The organism is Paenibacillus sp. 1781tsa1, assembly GCF_024159265.1.
Taxonomy (GTDB): domain Bacteria; phylum Bacillota; class Bacilli; order Paenibacillales; family Paenibacillaceae; genus Paenibacillus.
On record NZ_JAMYWY010000001.1, the window covers coordinates 6905385 to 6922776 of the forward strand.

Genomic DNA, 17392 nt, shown 5'->3' on the forward strand with positions numbered 1-17392 from the left:
TGCCGTTCCTCTACTGCTCTACGGGAATGAAGTTATTTAGCCTTTTGGCAGGTTCTTGATTTTATCTATAAAAGAGTCCAGTTGTATCCCATTCGTTTCTTCTGTGAAAACGCGTAATTCCTCCGATTCACCCTCATAGGCGGCAAGTACGTAGTCACCATCGACAATATAGTACGTGCCATAACGGGTGAACGAATATCCTCCCAGCTGTTCTCCGGTCGTCCCCTTTTTGACTACAGCGATAATCTTCATACCTGGTTTAAGTTCAGGCTCCACACCTGCGAAGTCAGCGTTGTAAAAGAGAAACGTATCCTTTTCTACATCCTCACCTGTTAAAACCTTATGCACCTTCACCTTGTAAGTAATGAATTCAGGCTTGTAGGGTACAAGACCAGCAGCCCGATCCTTTTCTGCAAAATCACCCTCAGGCGTGCCCGGGGCAACAGGCAAATCCACGCTAAAATTCGGAAGGCTACTCACAACCTCTGCTACAATAACGGAGTCCGCAAAATCCATGATCTCTCTGAAACTTACTTCTCTGATATTGATTAACACCGGGGTGTCAGTAGATAGCGGGTATTCCTTCCTCAATTCTTCCATCCGCTCTGGCGACAGCCTGTTTCCTGCGCCTTCATGTGAGTTGGAAAAAGGGGCCGAGCAACCGGCTAAACTAACCGTCAGTACAATGCTTATTAACCATCGCGTCTTACCCTCTCGTGCCACAATCCACCTCCCCTCATCTGACATACTAGATTCACACCTTCACTGGAGCACCTAATCCCGCCTTACATCCCAGTTTGCCAGCATGCCTCTCGCCATTTCCATCGTCGACTCTTCCCCTGTGGTTAGAGCAAATTTGGCAACCAGTGCCGGGTAAGCAGCCCATTGTTCCCGAATATGTTCAAACATCTGAGGCCATGTCCTTCCTCCTGCCTTCTCGTATCGCTTCAGCAGATCGCGTAGTCCATCATCTTGGAAAAGTCCATAAAGGATTACAAAATCCTTACCCGGATCAGCAATCTCCGCTTCCGTCCAGTCGATGAGTCCGGTTACCCGCTGTGTATCATCGACAATGATATGCGGTGGGTGCAGATCCCCGTGATTAAACGTTGAGTGCTTCGGCCAAAAGCTACCCACAGACAGCCACACCGTCCAGCGTTCCGCCAGTTGGTCCGGTACCATAAAATTCTTTTTAATCTCCTCTATATTTGCCGCAAACTCTTTGCGAGCTTCCATAGGCGTCTTGATCCGAACTCCGCCCTTGGCCGCCTCCTCAGGATCAATGTTGTGCAATGCGGCAAGTGTAGCAGCCAGTGAATCCAGGAACTCGTCAGACAAGGTCTCCTGCGGGAAACGCCACGCATATCCTGCGCCAGCAGGATCTACCACTGCAATCGGGTCGCCATCCAATAGTGGATAAGCGATAAGTTCGGGCGTGCAGATTCGCCAGTCCGGTACCTGTGCCGGAACACTCCCCCGGACAACGTCCAGTACTCTACGCTCATTCTCGGCACGCCCCCATACGTCTTCACGCCGCGGCTGACGCAGAACCCACTTTTGTCCACTTATATCAGTGGCGAAGGCTACCCGGAAGTCCATCCCGGACTCATTGATTTCCATTGATTCCTTGCGGATTTGAAGCCCATTTTGTTCAGCCAGCAACCATATATCCTGTGTGAAATCCACTTGTTCATTTGACTTTATCATATCCAAACCTCTCCTTTTCCTTGGAAAAATAAAAAACACAGACATTCATGCCTGTGCTTTCAATCTCGGAATAGGGTTATACCTATTTTTGCGCATCCTCATAGTGGTACATTAAAGAACCACTCTTATGCAAGAGTGTCCACTACAAATAACGGTATACGTGTAAACAGGCAAACTTCTCCCGATGATCTGCACACAGGCAGTGAAACAGCAAGCGCAAGCAAACGTTCCGCTACTATCTCAATCGAAAAAAATTTACCACACGTATCCCTCCGTTCAGTAAGTTAACTATATGCTAACATATTCCAATTTCTAGCACCAGACTGAATCGACTGACTTTCGTTTTTTTATTGATGTACAGGAACTTCGTCGCCTCAGGTAACGTCCATAGTTATAGATATTAAAAAGGATGAGAGGTGAGCACCCCGATGTCCATTGTACGAAGACTATCCTTATTACCAGTTATCTTGCTTCTGCTAACGCTCGGATGCGGAGAGCAATCCGAAGAAGAAGGGAAAGAGAAGCCACATGTGCGAGGAATGATTACGGATTTTGAGGAAAAAAGAGGTCAGGTACTCATCGAGAATAAAGAAGATGGAGGTGTTGAATCAGGACCGATTTGGATTTCGCTCAACACGGATGCCGAACTCATCATCGAAGGAGAGATTGTCAATGTCTCTTTGGATGAGACGCTAGTTGGTCGAAGAGCAGAAGTGTGGATCGGTAGATTTATCAAACAATCTTACCCTCCCCAAACCAAGGCTGTAAAAATGGTCATTCATTAATACACAGCAAATTCCACCGATACATTTCGTTTCACGTGGAACGTTATGATACACCTACGAACAGCAACGAACATTGCTCCCTCAAATCAGAAATCATGAAAACAATTTAATCACTTGATGCATTTACTCCGTTAGCCTGCCTGCATATAGAGTATAATGAAGAGGTATACGATAAATGTACGGTGCAATGCTTGTATGTAAGAATATTGCATTATTCAAGATTTCAAACGCTCCCGTGTACAAAATATAGACGAATAAAACTATTTCGCTCTATATTTTACTGATTTGAAGTCGCTTTAAGGATTTATGCAATATGCTCCTGTATTCAAAACTAACGCAAAAGAGGTAAACGATGAGCGAGCAACAATTTAAAGATTATGGACTTGGTGAAGAGATCGTAAAAGCACTGGATAGTCTGGGCTATGAGACACCAACCGAGGTTCAAACTAAAGTTATTCCGGTAGCACTGGAAAATCAGGATCTTGTGGTGAAATCACAGACGGGTAGCGGTAAAACAGCTGCCTACGGTATTCCGCTCTGCGAGCTGGTGGATTGGAATGAGAATAAGCCACAGGCTTTGATTCTTACCCCTACCCGGGAATTGGCTTTGCAGGTTAACGAAGATATTACGAATATCGGGCGCTTTAAGCGCATTAAAGCAACCGCACTATACGGACAGTCCCCTTTTCATATCCAAAAAGCCGAGTTGAAGCAAAGAACACATGTCGCTGTAGGTACGCCAGGTCGGGTACTGGATCATATCGAACGCGGCACGCTGCCACTCGAACGGATTGCATACCTTGTCATTGACGAGGCCGATGAGATGCTGAATATGGGCTTTATCGAGACGGTGCAAGCGATTATTCAGAAACTGCCGCAGGAGCGAGTAACGATGCTGTTCTCGGCTACCTTCCCTGAAGATGTAGCCAAGCTGTCACGCAAATACATGAACAACCCGGTAGAGATCGAGATCAAGGCAAGTGGACTGACAACTGCCACCATCGAACATGCTGTGATTCACGTGCCAGAGGTGAACAAAACCGCGCTGCTTCAGGACTTGTTCATTGTGGAAAATCCGGATAGCTGCATTGTGTTCTGCCGTACGCAGGAGAATGTGGATAAACTGTTCCGGGTCATGGCTGACCTTGACTACCCAGCAGATCGTATCCATGGTGGTATGGAGCAGGATGAGCGGATCGAAGTGATGAACGCATTCCGACGGGGACAATTCCGTTATCTGATCGCTACGGATGTAGCCGCACGTGGTATTGATATCACGAATATTACCCATGTCATCAACTACGATATTCCTTTGGAAAAAGAGGGATATGTTCACCGTACAGGCCGTACGGGTCGCGCAGGCAAAACAGGTAAAGCCATTACGTTGATTACACCGAAAGATGGCAGACGTCTGGCTGAGATTGAATCCTATATCGGATTCCAAATCCCTGTCGTGAAAGCACCTTCCGAAGATGCTGTAGATCGCCGCAGAGAAGATTTTGAGAAGCGATTGAAGATTGTGCCTGAACGCAAAAAGGACAAGCGTGAACAGTTGAACCAACAGATCATGAAGCTGAACTTCAACGGAGGCAAGAAGAAGAAACTTCGTGCCGTAGACTTTGTAGGTACCATCGCCAAGCTTGAAGGAGTTGCTGCAGACGATATCGGGATCATTACCATTCAAGACAATGTAACAGATGTGGAGATTCTGAATGGCAAAGGCCCACTCGTATTGGAGCTTATGCAGAATACAACGATCAAAAAGATGCAGCTCAAGGTTCGTAAAGGTCATAAATAGATTGGTGAATGTCGCAAAATAAATAGGAATTCAAACAGGGATAGTGGACTCTTTTCTAAGTCTGCCATCCCTGTTTTCTCTCTTTTCGATGTATGACTCTACTATTCTAGAACTCTCTTGCCGTTCAATTCACCTCTTCTTTTTCCGTACTGTACCGCCTTCCACCGCAAACCGAAATAGTGCATCTTCTGCACCACCGATATCATCCGTAACCTGAAACGTCGCTGCATCTCCCGACTTATATACACTCCCCGTCACAAAGCTGAACACCACACGGTCATCTTTGCCCCAATATTTATTCAGCATCACAAATGCACTGCCGTTCACGCCCTTAACCGTGCGGTTGCCATTGGCATTATACAGACTATTCTGATCCATTGCCCAGCTCTGGGGGTTGGCATCGAATAGATGTGTAAAGCTCGCACGATCGATATGTTTATTGGGTTTACCCCATAGATATACATGATCGGCATCCACTGCCCAGCTCCCAGAAGGTGTTATTAACTCAAATGTTGATGCATCTGCCCCCTTGATTATCTGAAGCATATCATCTGGATGACCAAAAGGCTGACTTGTCCGAGCAACCTCGGCACGATATACATGTTGCTGATCCTTAGAAAGTCCAAGATATTCCGTCCCGGCATAAGTTTCAAACTGCCGAGCGTCAGCTCCTTCCACACGGTAACCGTTGTAAAACACATGATTGTCATCACGACCGAAGGGTCCGCCTATTGGCTGGAAAGTATCTGGATCTGCTCCTTTTACAGTGCGCCACTGAAAATATACACGTTCCCGGTCCCGTGCAAACTGCTCATCCAACGGTTCAAAGGTAGACCTATGCACATCCCGAACGAGATTGTACACTTCCTTCGCTTCCCGATGAGCCGTACCGCCCCATTCTGTTTTATAAAAAATGGACGACGCAGTCTCAACCCAGTTCCCTGTAATCTGCGTAGCGCCCTCTGCACTATGGGCATAATGCGAATGCCACCAGCCAGGTACGTCCGGATGATGTTCACGGAACCATTCTCTCACCTCATCCTTTTCCCCATTCGCATAGCGAAGAGAACTGGACAGATGGAACAGATGATCCTCATCGGTACAATAATCGTGATGAGCAATTACAGCATTCGTATCAATATCCTCAAATAGATGAAAATGCGTGCTGCTCTTCACATATAAATAACGTTGGTCCTGAGCGAAGTAGGACGTATCCGGCAGCAGCCGAAAGCTGGGCGGATCCGAGTTAGGCACGGCCTGATCTTCCAGATAGACATAACGCGAGTCACAACAGTAATCTTCATCGATCACACGGAAAGCTTCCGTATCCCGGCTGAACAAACTCGCCTTGTTCTTACGAGCATTGAACCACCATATTCCCTGACGATCCCGAAGATAGGCGAAAGTCAGCCACCCCTTCGGATAAGTAGAGATGACCTCAAAATCCTGAGCGGTAATGCCACCCTTAATCGGAGTGCTGGTTCCATCTTCTTCATTTTGCAATATCACTTGAAGGTCTTCATCTACAATAAACTTGTCCATGAGGTTTCCCCCTCCAAATATGTTATAACAATTAACAATTTAGTCTATCTTCATTTTAACGTGTACACCTGATCCTCTCTACATCATCGTACATGACATTTAGGAACATTTCCTCCGCTCTCACCGCTCAACCCCGAAGAGATGAAGATTTGTTCAGTAATGGACGAATTGTTCACTTGAAAAAGAGTTTAGTCCAACTAGAATATAAATGAAAGCGTTATATTTCAGTTGCATATCTTCCGGGAGGTGTATGTCATGGGTAAAAGGAAAGCGGTTTGGTTTCTGGTCTTTGCACTCACGTTCACCCTGTTTGGACTTCATCCTGAACGAACAAGCGCAGCAAGTGTCACGATAACCAATGGCACCGATTGGCTCGACACCGCAGGCAATCCCATCCATGCGAACAGCGGCAACATTCTACAGGTAGGCTCGACGTATTATCTGTACGGTGAACATGCGGTGGGCGGCAGGTTTGACAGTGTGAACGTCTACACCTCCACGGATCTGAAGAACTGGACTTTCAGCAACGCCATCCTGACGAAAGATTCCGCAACCGAGCTGGCCTCCAGCAAGATCGAACGCCCCAAAGTTATCTATAATGCCTCCACCAACCAGTATGTACTCTGGGCACACTATGAGAACGGTACCGACTACAACCTCGGGCGTGTAGCGGTTGCAACAAGCAATACCCCGAATGGCAAATTCACCTATGAGGGCAGCTTCCGCCCACTCAATTATGAATCCCGTGACATGACCGTCTTTGTTGATACAGATGGCACAGGTTATCTGGTTACTGCCTCACGCAAAAATGGCGGTGCTAATGATACGATGGCTATTTTCAAAATGAATGCAAGTTACACCGGAATACAATCCTTCGAGGGTTGGCTGTTCGAGAATGCCTACCGTGAAGCACCTGCCGTTGTGAAAAAAGGCAACCGTTACTACCTCTTCACCTCCCAAGCCGCTGGCTGGTATCCGAATCAGGGTGCTTATGCTACAGCAACTTCCATGGCGGGCCCGTGGACTGCACTTACACCATATGGCAATCCATCTGCCTTCGGTTCGCAGATCCATGATATTGCCACGATTACAGGCAGCAACACCACATCCTACATCTACATGGGGGATCGCTGGAATCCGATGAACCTCGGAGAACACAAACATATCTGGCTGCCGCTAACCTTAAATGATTCGAACGGAACAGCATCACTGGAGTGGTATACAACGTGGAATATCGATGCAGTAACGGGGACCGTAACACCGCCTGCTCTCGTCAATCATGCCCAAGGCAAAACAGCTACTGCCATCTCCACAGCCTCCGGCTCGTCCGCATCCAACGTCAATGATGGCAACTACCAGACTTCATGGGTGGCTTCCTCCAATAGTTGGCCCGCCTGGTGGCAGGTGGACTTCGGCGCACCGAAGACGATCACGGAGATTGACACGTCCTGGTTTATGTATAAAGGTTCCGAGGGGTACTACAAATATAAAATCGAAATTAGCAACGATGGTGTCAATTACTCCACCTTGGATCGCACCAACAATCTGACCTATGGTTTCACCACGGATGCTGTGCATTTCACAGCCCGTTATGTACGGATCAATATGGTGAACGCCGTCTTGTGGAATAATCCGGGGAACTGGTACACCCCAACCCTGCACGAGGTCAAAATGTTGGGCCCTGCAACACCTGAAGCCACAGGTTACAGCCGGTTCAGTTCACACAATTATCCGGATCGATACATCCGTCATGCCAATTACACCGCTCGCGTGGATGCCAATGTCTCTCCTGCCCTGGACTCACAGTTCCGCGTCGTACCGGGTCTTGCCAGCTCTACAGGAATATCACTGGAGTCCATTAACTTCCCAGGCTACTTTCTGAAGCGTAATGCCAGCAACAAAATTGTACTTGAAGCTTACGCCGACACCGCTGCCTACAAAGGAGATGCTACGTTCCTGAGCAGCCCTGGTTGGGCTGACAGCACCAAAGTATCCCTTCAATCGTACAGTCAGCCCGGATATTACATCCGGCATTATGACTACGTGTTACAGCTCGATGCGATCAACGCATCCAGCAGCTCAACGGTGAAGAGTGACGCTACGTTTGGGCGAACCAATTTCTAATTGGGTGTCATCTGCGTCATAGATTATGTTATAGTCATCGGGAAGTGATTTGGAGGAGATAATAATGATGATCAAAATTACAACTGGACCAACTCTCGAAGGATAGCGCCTGCGGGTCCAATAACTGCGTGTTTCCTTCAACAATGAAGGCGTGAAAGCTATGTCAACTTATCAAGTCGTACCTATGATCTATGATTCCAAGGAACAGATTGATGCTATTATTTTGCTCGAAAAACAATGTAAACAGCTTGATTCCGTTCATCTAAAGGCGGACCTTGACCATATTAGCAAAAAAGACGGAGACCATGCGCTCCTCTGTTATCGTGAAAGTGAATTGGTAGGACTCCTCAGTTGGTATCCATCCGACGGTGTAACCGGGAATATTAATGCCATCGTACACCCAGATTTTCGTCGCCAAGGTGTGTTCCGTAGCCTACTGGACCGAGCCATCTTAGACATGAAACCACAGGGAATCAACCAACTCAGTTATCGCGTTCCTCAGGACTTATCTTCAGGTCTTCTTACTGCCCAATCCCTTGGAGCCATGTATGATCGTGCGGAGTACTCGATGCAACTTGTGAATGAGGTCCTTTCGGTTGTGGAGCCGCCTGAACTAACGTTGTCCGTGGCAGAAGCCGAGGATATGGAGTTTATGGTCACTTGCTCATCCCAAGCCTTTGGAGATTCGGAGGACTGGACACGCGAGTACTTTATGCAAACAAATGAACCCAGCCGAGTCACCTATATTGCATGGCAGAATCAACTGCCTGTTGGGCTGGTACGGGTCAACTCCATTAATGCAACAACCGCATTTATTCATAACTTCTGCATCTTGCCTGCTTATCAGGGACGGAAAATAGGACGCACCGTGCTTCATATTCTGGTGAATCTCCTAAGGCAACAACACTATGCAGATATTCGCCTATCCGTTGTTACTGAGAACGAACGTGCTTTGAACTTATACCGCAGTGTTGGTTTTGAAGTGAATTCTGAGTATCACTATTTCAGCGGTCTTTTGTAAAAGACAATGGAGAGAGAGCGTTTTTTGCAAAGGGAGACGTTCTCTCTCTTTTACGTGATACAGATCCGTACATTTACATTCAGAGATGATTGGAGAATTGGAAAATCAATTTATAGCCATCGAACGTTTGCCCATATATTTCCCGATAGTGACCTCCGGTATAATTAGCCACTGTTTTCCGCCAGAAAGATTGGCCAATCTTATTGTTCTCCGATGGATTGGTGAACAACTCCCAACTTCCTCTAAACATTCCGAAGATTGTCGACGCTGCGTGTTCAGCAACGCCTGCACCTCGAAACGGCCGCATCAGAAAGAATTCATGTACGAAGAAGTCTATTCCTTGTGAGCAATGAGGCGGCGTGGATACGAATGCAAACCCAGCTGGAATGCCATCTACAATCACCAGAAACGGATAAAGACACTCCGGTTTTTCCCACCATATGTTCTGCACATCATACTGATCCTGTAACGTTTTATAATCAGGACTTGTTTCGAAAATGCCGTGTTCATTCGGGGTATGCGCTCCACCCAGACCGTAATGTCCGGATAGATCATGAAGGTATAACGGGTACATATTTTTAATCACATACGCCTCGTCCTTATTCGTTAATTTCACTTCTATATTCATATTCACCAACCCTGTCAGATCATTTGAAAACGTATTTCAAAAACTCCCTCACGCATCCTTGCACCGTCAAATGAATTGTACGCAATATGACCAACCCCGAATATATAAAGAATCCTTCATAACCATTCTTTATTCTTCTTTACAGGAAAAAAGCCACATTCGATGGCTCGAACGTAGCTTCTATAGTTTCATCCCTTTTTGCAATATACAATTTTCTTGATGCTATCCACAGATAAACAGTATTGATCTGCAAGCTGATCAATGGTTGTTCCCGCAGCAAAAAGCTGGCGAATTTCAACGTTCCGTTCCTGAATAATCCTTCGGCCGCCCGAGTTCTCGCCCCACTTCTTATGGGCTTCCTTGGGTCGCGGAATATAGATCAAGCCTCCAGGGATATGACGCTGTATTTCTCGGAGCAATTCTTCCGGGAAGATGGTATCGGCATTAATGTATTTCACGTTACTCCACTCCTTAAAAGTTAAAAATTTTAAGGCAGCAGAGTCGTACAATGAACGTATTGGATATGCACTACAATGGTATGGCGGAAAAGAATTTCAAGCTCTATGCAAACAACCGCCGTTGTTCATCGCATGGACTCTGCATAGAGCGGATCGTGAAACTTCTTATGAATCGAATCATGGTAGCCCCCCATTCATATTCGTGCTGAAGAACCTTCAACTATCCATACCATAATAAGGTATATTTTCCTTATTGGCAAAATCTACACGTCAAATTGGTAATAAACTCCTGTTAATTCTTCCGAAACGCTCCATAGCTTGTTTGAAATATCAGCATTATATAATTTTTCGATAATCTTAGCGGTCTTGGGATAGCCCTTAGTACCACCAATACCGCCAGGAGCAATATACTCCCCTCCCGTAATCGTTGGATCTGTTGCAGCGTACAAGGTAGGTAATGCCCCCATGTGTGCAGGTTGACTAATGATTTTCAGAAGACTCCGCATAAATATATTCGCCTGTTTCCCCGAACCGAAGGAGAACAGATTGGTATTCGAAATTCCTGGATGAGCGGCGATACTCATAGAATCCATATGGGCGGAATTAAACTTATTCTGCAATTCTCTTGCAAACATCAGATTGGCCAGCTTGCTTTGACTGTAGAACTTCATGGGAGCATATCCTTTGGAGCCATCCAAATTATTAAAATCAATTGCACCATTACCAGCTGCCAAACTGCTTAGAGTAACCACTCTCGATTCCGGAGTAGAAATCAATCGAGGCAATAGCAGGCCCGTAAGCGCAAAATGGCCTAGATGATTACTACCAAATTGCAACTCAAAGCCATCCTTCGTCAACTGGAATGGAGGATTCATAATGCCTGCATTATTAACGAGAATGGACAAGGAATCGTATTGCTCAAGAAAAGCGGCTGCGAACTTACGGATACTGGCTAAATCACTAAGGTCAAGGTGCATAACGACGACCTCTCCCGCTACATGTACAGACGACTTTATTTGATTAGCTGCCTTTTCACCTTTTTCCACATTACGAACGGCAAGGATAACTTTCGCGCCTTTTTCAGCTAACGCTAATGCTGTTTCATACCCTAACCCACCGTTCGAACCTGTCACAATCACTACTTTATTGGATACAGTCGGGATGGTATCTTTAGTCCAAACTTTGCTCATTTCTCTACACACCTCTCTTATCTTTTCCTTGATACCCAAATATCCAGCGTTTATAGCTTTTATTCCCTACCATACTGGCTGACACTCCGTTCCAGTAACTCTTTTACCTGCTGCTTGAACTCAGGTGGCGAGATCACCTTCACTTCTGGACCATAGGAGAGTAATTTTCGCGCTGTAAAAGAGAACTCCTCAGGCGGAACAGGTCCCCGCCATTCGTTGCCTTGAACCGACTTGAACAACACATCTGACGCGGCCATCCTTGCTCCAAATTCCGTGAAATGCAGTACCACCTCTACACTTGCTCTGTCTTCTTTGTTATCTAGCCATGCCTTCAGACTCGGAACAGATTCATCCACCATTTCCATAACAGCCAACTGCTGCATGCGATCCACCCGATACAACAGAACACGATCCTTATTCCGGGCTGGCATGTACCAATGTCCCTGCTCATAGTAGATACCATAGGGGAAGACCTGGACTTTTTTATGACCACTACGGGCATAATACATAAACTCAATTGCTCTCTTTTCTACCGCTGCACGCAATATTTCGGTTGTTAAAGGCTCTGCATGCTCACCGGGATGCTGAACAAAGGTGATATGCTCTCTCATCCGCATAATGAGATCCTGTACATCCTCAGGCAAAGTAGAAAAATACTGTTCAGCCAGATGTTTACGCATCGATCCATACGGAAAATCCGGGACTTGCTGGAGATATTCCAGCATCATAAATAGTCCTAATGCCTCCTGTTGTGTCAGTTGAAGAGGTGGCAAAATCCGATTGGGCAGCACCCGATATCCCCCGTTCACGCCAACTTCGGTGTACAAAGGAAAACCCAGTGCCTGCAATGCATCCAGATCTCGCTGAATTGTACGTACCGATACGTCAAATCGTTCTGCCAGTTCCCGGGCTGTAAACTTCTGTCTGGAATCCATCAGGCGCATGATAGCCAGTTTTCGATGATTCATATATTCAACATCCTAACTACGTCAACTTTTGTCATAGTTTAAGTGTATCATACATTTTAGAAGGGAGCGATGAACATGTCTAATAACAAAACAATTTTGTACATTGCTATGAGTTTGGATGGATATATTGCAAGACTGGACGGTTCGGTAGATTGGTTATTTGATGTGGAGGGTGACGGAGGAGATAACGGGTATGCCGCCTTCTATCAGACGATCGGTAGCCTTGTTATGGGACGTCATACGTATGAAGAGGTGCTCACACTGTCTGAAGAATTCCCCTATGCGGATCGGCCAACATATGTGCTTTCTCGATCGGAACAGCCACCCGCTCCGCATGTACAGTTTACAACCGAGACGGTAGATACGCTCATTCCCCGGTTAAAGCAGGATTCTGATGGAGATGTGTGGATTGTGGGTGGCGGAATACTGGTTCAAGCTGTGTTAGCAAAAAAATTGCTGGATGAGATTGAGGTTGCCATCATTCCCAAAATCCTTGGTGAAGGCATCCCTTTATTCCCGGCAGGCACAGTGCCAAGTCAATTCAAGATGGTCCGAACTCAGAGACTCGGACAGATCATCTCGATTCGTTATGAGGTACAGAACAGCGATGCAGCGGACACACCCTCAATTGTCTAGATAAGAAGAAAAGAAAAAGACCATTCTTATGATGAAGGAACCCCATTAAGCGAGACACATCTAACCATTGGGGTACAATTCATGAAAGAGTGGTCTTTTCATTCCCATGTTTCAAGCTATCCTAACATGCCTCGTACATATTCCGCTAATACCTCTGCCGTCCTGCGGTGAGATAACTCGCCTGGATGGGTGCGCGCCCCTACCGTCTCTTCGGTTGTATCAGGAAGCTGAATGATTGAGACCTTGCGGTCTCCTGTTCCCTTTGTATATGCATTAACCCCACGGTAAATAGCAGGCATCATGGGAAAACCAAGCATGCCATAAGCCCATACGAGATGTGCCGCCGGATTGTTTTTCCGAAGCTTGAACAGGAACTGTTCTACCGCTTTCTCAAAAGCAGCCAGATCCTCTTCATGATACGTACCATCTTCGTTCAGCCGCTGCTTGTACACCTTGCCGGTGTCAGGGTCTTTCCACTCAGGTGACTGAAACGCACCTCCATCATTGCTACCCAAGTTCACAACCACCACATCCGGCTGCCACGAACCAAAATCATGCGGATCTCCTGCACCTAACGCTTCATTACGTTCACCAGTAAGCAGGCCACAGACCTGTTCGTAAACATCGGGGATGTTCCCCTTCGGATTGTTATCCCAGCTTGTCAACACACCCCAGCCACTTTGCGAGATAACCCGATATTCTGCATTCAATGCCTCTGCTGTCATAAACGTATAGTTATGTATGGCACTAAACCACATCGGAATCCAATCTTCCTCCGCTTTAGCCCCAATCGCACCTTCGCCAGATGTAATACTGTCACCGATAAACTCGATCTTGTACGGTTTTTCTTGCACAGGCAGGAACGCTCCATCGGATTTCACCGCATGAATCTGCAAGGAACACCCCGGATCACCGCTCATCGCTTGAACATCCTTAATGATCCGAACATTCTTCACCACATTCGCGTTCATGCCCCGGAATACACAGATCCAGTACCTTCCCGCCGTTAACATCTGTCTGCTCACCGGAACACCGTTGATCAGAATATTGATCCATGACTCATACATGTCATACTGCGACTCCACCTCAACCCATAGTTCGGAGCCCTGTACATTGAGTTCGACTGCACTCCCGGTCCAAAATAACGTCAACGGCGACAACTCTCCAGTTGTTCTGCCATGCACTTTAAGATTTCCGATCTCAGGCAGAGCATATACCTTTAAATTCTCATTAGATATCACGGTGCAAACCTCCTACGTTTGGCTCAGATTATAAGCAGGCTCTCTACATGCTTCGGATATGCGCTTAACTGATATTATGCAACTTTTGAAGCGCTTCCTCTTTGTTTTTCAAAAAGAAAACATGCTTGCCATTGTTGCACTCATAGATGAAATCTCTCAGGCTCTTGCTGTTATGTCCTTCGAAATCTCCCACAATAGCAAGCTTAACATGATAGTTCACGTATTTCTGCAAAATCTCGCAGTTCTATAATAAAAAGCAATCATTATAGACTGTATTTCCGTATGATATAATGGATTTAATTCCTAAAACCAAACTAAATCTCATGACTTGCGAAGAAAAGAGGAGTCTATGGACACAAAATGGCTAGAATGGGCAAAACAGATCCAAGCTATCTCACAAACAGGTTTAACCTATGCCAAGGATCTTTATGATATCGAGCGTTATGAGGAATTGAGACGCATTAGTGTTGATATCCTAAGCAACTATACTTCTGTTAACAAAGAGAAAATATCACTGACATTTGCAAGTGATTCTGGTTACGCAACGCCTAAAGTCGATATTCGCGGTGTTGTTTTCAGGGAAAACAAAGTGCTTTTGGTTCGAGAGAACATAGATGGGGCATGGGCATTACCCGGGGGATGGAGTGACATCGGCCTCTCACCATCAGAAGTAGCCGTAAAAGAAATTAAAGAAGAATCCGGTTTTGATGTTGCGCCGATGCGGTTGTTAGCCGTATTGGACAAAAAATTCCATGGACACCCACCTGAGCCTTATCACGTATATAAAATGTTTATCCGCTGTGACATTGTGGGAGGGCATGCGGAAACAGGCGTAGAAACCAGCGCAGTTGATTTTTTTGCTATCGATGCTTTACCTGAACTATCATTGGAACGAAATACGCTGGAACAAATTAAAATCATGTTCGAATTCCTCGAACAACCAGATAAAGAAGTCATTCTGGATTAAAATAATAACCCCTTCGGCTTCCCGTTCCTACGTCCATCAATTCCTGATGTCTATAGTACAGGGTCTGCCATAAGGGGTTATCTCTTCAAAAGACTATAAAACCTTGCCCAGAAACGCCTTGGTCCGCTCATGTTGGGTATTCTGAAAAAGCTCGGCAGGCGTGCCTTCTTCTACAATATATCCGCCATCCATAAAGATTACCCGATCTGCAACCTCACGTGCGAAGCCCATCTCATGCGTAACAACAATCATCGTAATCCCCTCGTGAGCGAGGTCTTTCATCACTTGCAGTACTTCGCCAACCATCTCCGGGTCCAGTGCAGATGTAGGTTCATCGAACAGCATCACACTTGGGTTCATGGCGAGTGCACGTGCGATGGCCACACGCTGTTGTTGTCCACCAGACAACTGCTCGGGGTAAGCATCCCTCTTCTGAGATAGTCCGACCTTGCTGAGCAGTTCCATTGATTTTTTCTCATTCTCTGCCTTATTCAGTTTCTTGATATGCTTCGGCGCGAGCATGATATTCTCCAGCACGCTCAGATGTGGGAAGAGGTTGAACTGTTGAAACACCATGCCCACATTGGTTCGCAACTGATCGATATCCGTCTTGGGTGAAGTGACCTCAATGCCACCAATTGTTACCTTGCCAGACGTCACACCCTCCAGCAGATTGAGACAGCGTAAGAACGTACTTTTACCAGACCCGGAAGGCCCGATGACGCATACGACTTCTTTCTCGTGAATTGTTGTGGAGATATCCTTCAATACCTCATTGGCACCAAACTGCTTTTTCAGGTTCTGTACTGTGATCATCGGATCGCATACCTCCTCTCAATGAACCGGGAAGCCCGGGACAATAACACAATAATGATCAGATAGAATATGCCCACCACACCCCAGATTTCGAATGCCCGGAAGTTGGAGGAAATAATAATCTCCCCGCTCTGCGTTAATTCTGCGATACCGATCGCCGACAACAGCGATGTATCCTTAATCGTAATAATGAACTGGTTCACAAAGGTAGGGATCATGCGCCGGGTAGCTTGAGGCAACACGACCAGTCGCATTGTCTGGAAACGAGTTAAGCCCAGGGATCGCGCCGCCTCATGCTGCCCGTTACTAATCGAATTGATACCTGCCCGGAAAATCTCCGAGATGTAGGCTCCGGCATTCAGACTGATCGCAATAATACCCGCGGTCATCGCCGGAATGCGCATATCCAGGAACACCGGCAGCCCGAAGTAGATGAAATATACTTGCACCAGAAGGGGTGTACCACGGATGATATCCACGTAAAGTGTAGCTGCCAACCGCAACAATCGATTCAAAGAAGTACTCATCAGACCTGAGATCAATCCAATTACCATCGCAATGATGAGCGAGATCACGACCAGTTTTAACGTAACAACTGTACCCTCTAACAGAAGAGGCAGTGCGTCTATGATGACTTGCAAGGAGGAGTCCATCCGTACCACATTCCCTTCTATTTAGCCGCTGTTCCCAGGTACTTGCCAACAATCTCGTCGTACTTTCCGTTTTCCTGCAATTTCTTCAATCCTTCATTAATCTTCTTCTGCAATTCCGTGTCACCTTTGGCCACAGCAATACCGTAGAAGTCACCGTTCAATCGATCTCCAACGATTTTGAGCTTGGCGTTCGGGTCGATGGCAATCTTATAGGAGATGACCGGAAAATCCTCCAGCGTAGCATCTGCATTTTTGTTCGCAACTTCCTGATACATTGATGGGCTGTCATCAAAATATTTCACGGTTGCCCCATAGGTCTTTGCATATTCATCTGCAAGATTGGCACCTGAAGTTCCTTTTTTAATCGCAATAATCTTTCCTTTTAAACCTTCAGGACTTTGGATGTCCGTGTTATCTTCATGTACGATTAAGGACAGACCGGCCTGATAATACGGGTCCGAGAAGTCCACCACTTTTTTACGTTCGTCCGTAATGCTAATGCCTGCAATGGCTCCGTCCAGCTGGTTCGCCGTAATGGCCGGAATAATGCCTTTGAAATCCATCGGTTTGATCTCTACTTCAAAGCCCTCTTCTTCCGCAATCGCGTTCATGAGGTCAATATCGATCCCTACATATTTGCCGTCCTTCTGGAACTCAAAAGGGGGATACGTTGCATCGGTACCAAATGTGTATTTCTCAACAGCTGAACCACTTGCCGACTGGGCACTATTCTCTTCACCCGATTTCGCTGCACCGCAGGCACTAAGTGTTAGAGCAAGAACGGACGCCATTACAATAGATGCTACCTTTTTCATAGAAAAACCCCTTTTCCGAATTAGATTGGGATCGACCGAATCG

Annotated in this window: 17 protein-coding genes and 1 pseudogene; 6 read left to right on the forward strand and 12 right to left on the reverse strand. The window is 46.3% G+C overall.

From position 1 onward, the window contains the following. Positions 1-36 precede the first annotated feature (36 nt). Complete coding sequence (locus NKT06_RS30850; protein WP_253442061.1) at positions 37-723, reverse strand: hypothetical protein; 687 nt, start codon at positions 721-723, stop codon at positions 37-39. A 51-nt stretch (positions 724-774) separates the two neighbouring features. Then, positions 775-1707, reverse strand: a complete 933-nt coding sequence (locus tag NKT06_RS30855; protein WP_301290231.1) for a macrolide 2'-phosphotransferase — start codon at positions 1705-1707, stop codon at positions 775-777. Positions 1708-2135: 428 nt separating this feature from the next. On the opposite strand from NKT06_RS30855, the gene NKT06_RS30860 reads away from it, so the two are divergent. After that, a complete protein-coding gene (locus NKT06_RS30860) occupies positions 2136-2492 on the forward strand; it encodes a hypothetical protein (protein ID WP_253442065.1) in 357 nt (118 codons plus the stop codon). A 352-nt stretch (positions 2493-2844) separates the two neighbouring features. Beyond that, entirely contained in the window at positions 2845-4290 is a 1446-nt protein-coding gene (locus NKT06_RS30865; RefSeq protein ID WP_253442067.1) for a DEAD/DEAH box helicase, read from the forward strand. A 129-nt stretch (positions 4291-4419) separates the two neighbouring features. On the opposite strand, the gene NKT06_RS30870 is transcribed toward NKT06_RS30865, so the two are convergent. Continuing rightward, positions 4420-5832, reverse strand: coding sequence for a DKNYY domain-containing protein (locus NKT06_RS30870; RefSeq protein ID WP_253442069.1), 1413 nt, complete (start codon positions 5830-5832; stop codon positions 4420-4422). A gap of 255 nt (positions 5833-6087) precedes the next feature. On the opposite strand from NKT06_RS30870, the gene NKT06_RS30875 reads away from it, so the two are divergent. Together NKT06_RS30875 and NKT06_RS30880 are read left to right on the forward strand one after the other, a co-directional pair. Beyond that, complete coding sequence (locus NKT06_RS30875) at positions 6088-7956, forward strand: AbfB domain-containing protein (protein ID WP_253442071.1); 1869 nt, start codon at positions 6088-6090, stop codon at positions 7954-7956. A gap of 160 nt (positions 7957-8116) precedes the next feature. Beyond that, complete coding sequence (locus NKT06_RS30880) at positions 8117-8977, forward strand: GNAT family N-acetyltransferase (protein ID WP_253442073.1); 861 nt, start codon at positions 8117-8119, stop codon at positions 8975-8977. A gap of 79 nt (positions 8978-9056) precedes the next feature. Here NKT06_RS30880 and NKT06_RS30885 read toward each other — a convergent pair whose 3' ends face one another. The 4 genes from NKT06_RS30885 to NKT06_RS30900 form a co-directional block, all read right to left on the reverse strand. Next, positions 9057-9605: a hypothetical protein gene (locus NKT06_RS30885; RefSeq protein WP_253442075.1), complete on the reverse strand. Its 549-nt coding sequence runs from the start codon at positions 9603-9605 to the stop codon at positions 9057-9059. Between the two features lie 188 nt (positions 9606-9793). Further along, positions 9794-10063, reverse strand: a complete 270-nt coding sequence (locus tag NKT06_RS30890; RefSeq protein ID WP_253442076.1) for a CD3324 family protein — start codon at positions 10061-10063, stop codon at positions 9794-9796. A gap of 263 nt (positions 10064-10326) precedes the next feature. Then, on the reverse strand, positions 10327-11253 hold the full coding sequence (locus NKT06_RS30895; protein ID WP_253442078.1) for an oxidoreductase: 927 nt from the start codon (positions 11251-11253) through the stop codon (positions 10327-10329). A 59-nt stretch (positions 11254-11312) separates the two neighbouring features. Beyond that, entirely contained in the window at positions 11313-12221 is a 909-nt protein-coding gene (locus NKT06_RS30900; protein ID WP_253442080.1) for a helix-turn-helix transcriptional regulator, read from the reverse strand. Between the two features lie 69 nt (positions 12222-12290). Between NKT06_RS30900 and NKT06_RS30905 the strand changes: the two genes are divergently transcribed. After that, positions 12291-12857 carry a dihydrofolate reductase family protein gene (locus NKT06_RS30905; RefSeq protein WP_253442082.1) on the forward strand — a complete coding sequence of 189 codons (567 nt, stop codon included), beginning with the start codon at positions 12291-12293 and terminating at the stop codon, positions 12855-12857. A 116-nt stretch (positions 12858-12973) separates the two neighbouring features. Here the strand turns inward: NKT06_RS30905 and NKT06_RS30910 are convergent, their stop codons facing one another. Beyond that, positions 12974-14098, reverse strand: coding sequence for an SGNH/GDSL hydrolase family protein (locus NKT06_RS30910; protein WP_253442084.1), 1125 nt, complete (start codon positions 14096-14098; stop codon positions 12974-12976). 64 nt (positions 14099-14162) lie between these two features. Continuing rightward, a pseudogene (locus NKT06_RS30915) lies at positions 14163-14336 on the reverse strand (DUF4180 domain-containing protein); the annotation flags it as partial. A gap of 111 nt (positions 14337-14447) precedes the next feature. Between NKT06_RS30915 and NKT06_RS30920 the strand changes: the two are divergent. After that, positions 14448-15065 carry an NUDIX hydrolase gene (locus NKT06_RS30920; RefSeq protein ID WP_253442086.1) on the forward strand — a complete coding sequence of 206 codons (618 nt, stop codon included), beginning with the start codon at positions 14448-14450 and terminating at the stop codon, positions 15063-15065. A gap of 93 nt (positions 15066-15158) precedes the next feature. Here NKT06_RS30920 and NKT06_RS30925 read toward each other — a convergent pair whose 3' ends face one another. From NKT06_RS30925 to NKT06_RS30935, 3 genes are read right to left on the reverse strand one after another with little or no spacing between them, the layout of a single operon-like run. Beyond that, positions 15159-15881, reverse strand: a complete 723-nt coding sequence (locus tag NKT06_RS30925) for an amino acid ABC transporter ATP-binding protein (RefSeq protein ID WP_253442088.1) — start codon at positions 15879-15881, stop codon at positions 15159-15161. Further along, complete coding sequence (locus NKT06_RS30930; RefSeq protein ID WP_253442090.1) at positions 15878-16534, reverse strand: amino acid ABC transporter permease; 657 nt, start codon at positions 16532-16534, stop codon at positions 15878-15880. The genes NKT06_RS30925 and NKT06_RS30930 overlap by 4 nt, the downstream gene beginning before the upstream one ends. A 17-nt stretch (positions 16535-16551) precedes the next feature. Further along, a complete protein-coding gene (locus NKT06_RS30935) occupies positions 16552-17349 on the reverse strand; it encodes a transporter substrate-binding domain-containing protein (protein WP_253442092.1) in 798 nt (265 codons plus the stop codon). Positions 17350-17392 lie beyond the last annotated feature (43 nt).

What these genes read in the sequence shown, in the direction of transcription:
- NKT06_RS30855 (WP_301290231.1), bottom strand. Translation starts at nt 1,707, where the DNA reads ATGATAAAGTCAAATGAACAAGTGGATTTCACACAGGATATATGGTTG.
- NKT06_RS30860 (WP_253442065.1), top strand. Translation starts at nt 2,136, where the DNA reads ATGTCCATTGTACGAAGACTATCCTTATTACCAGTTATCTTGCTTCTG.
- NKT06_RS30865 (WP_253442067.1), top strand. Translation starts at nt 2,845, where the DNA reads ATGAGCGAGCAACAATTTAAAGATTATGGACTTGGTGAAGAGATCGTA.
- NKT06_RS30870 (WP_253442069.1), bottom strand. Translation starts at nt 5,832, where the DNA reads ATGGACAAGTTTATTGTAGATGAAGACCTTCAAGTGATATTGCAAAAT.
- NKT06_RS30875 (WP_253442071.1), top strand. Translation starts at nt 6,088, where the DNA reads ATGGGTAAAAGGAAAGCGGTTTGGTTTCTGGTCTTTGCACTCACGTTC.
- NKT06_RS30880 (WP_253442073.1), top strand. Translation starts at nt 8,117, where the DNA reads ATGTCAACTTATCAAGTCGTACCTATGATCTATGATTCCAAGGAACAG.
- NKT06_RS30885 (WP_253442075.1), bottom strand. Translation starts at nt 9,605, where the DNA reads ATGAATATAGAAGTGAAATTAACGAATAAGGACGAGGCGTATGTGATT.
- NKT06_RS30895 (WP_253442078.1), bottom strand. Translation starts at nt 11,253, where the DNA reads ATGAGCAAAGTTTGGACTAAAGATACCATCCCGACTGTATCCAATAAA.
- NKT06_RS30900 (WP_253442080.1), bottom strand. Translation starts at nt 12,221, where the DNA reads ATGAATCATCGAAAACTGGCTATCATGCGCCTGATGGATTCCAGACAG.
- NKT06_RS30905 (WP_253442082.1), top strand. Translation starts at nt 12,291, where the DNA reads ATGAACATGTCTAATAACAAAACAATTTTGTACATTGCTATGAGTTTG.
- NKT06_RS30920 (WP_253442086.1), top strand. Translation starts at nt 14,448, where the DNA reads ATGGACACAAAATGGCTAGAATGGGCAAAACAGATCCAAGCTATCTCA.
- NKT06_RS30925 (WP_253442088.1), bottom strand. Translation starts at nt 15,881, where the DNA reads ATGATCACAGTACAGAACCTGAAAAAGCAGTTTGGTGCCAATGAGGTA.
- NKT06_RS30930 (WP_253442090.1), bottom strand. Translation starts at nt 16,534, where the DNA reads ATGGACTCCTCCTTGCAAGTCATCATAGACGCACTGCCTCTTCTGTTA.
- NKT06_RS30935 (WP_253442092.1), bottom strand. Translation starts at nt 17,349, where the DNA reads ATGAAAAAGGTAGCATCTATTGTAATGGCGTCCGTTCTTGCTCTAACA.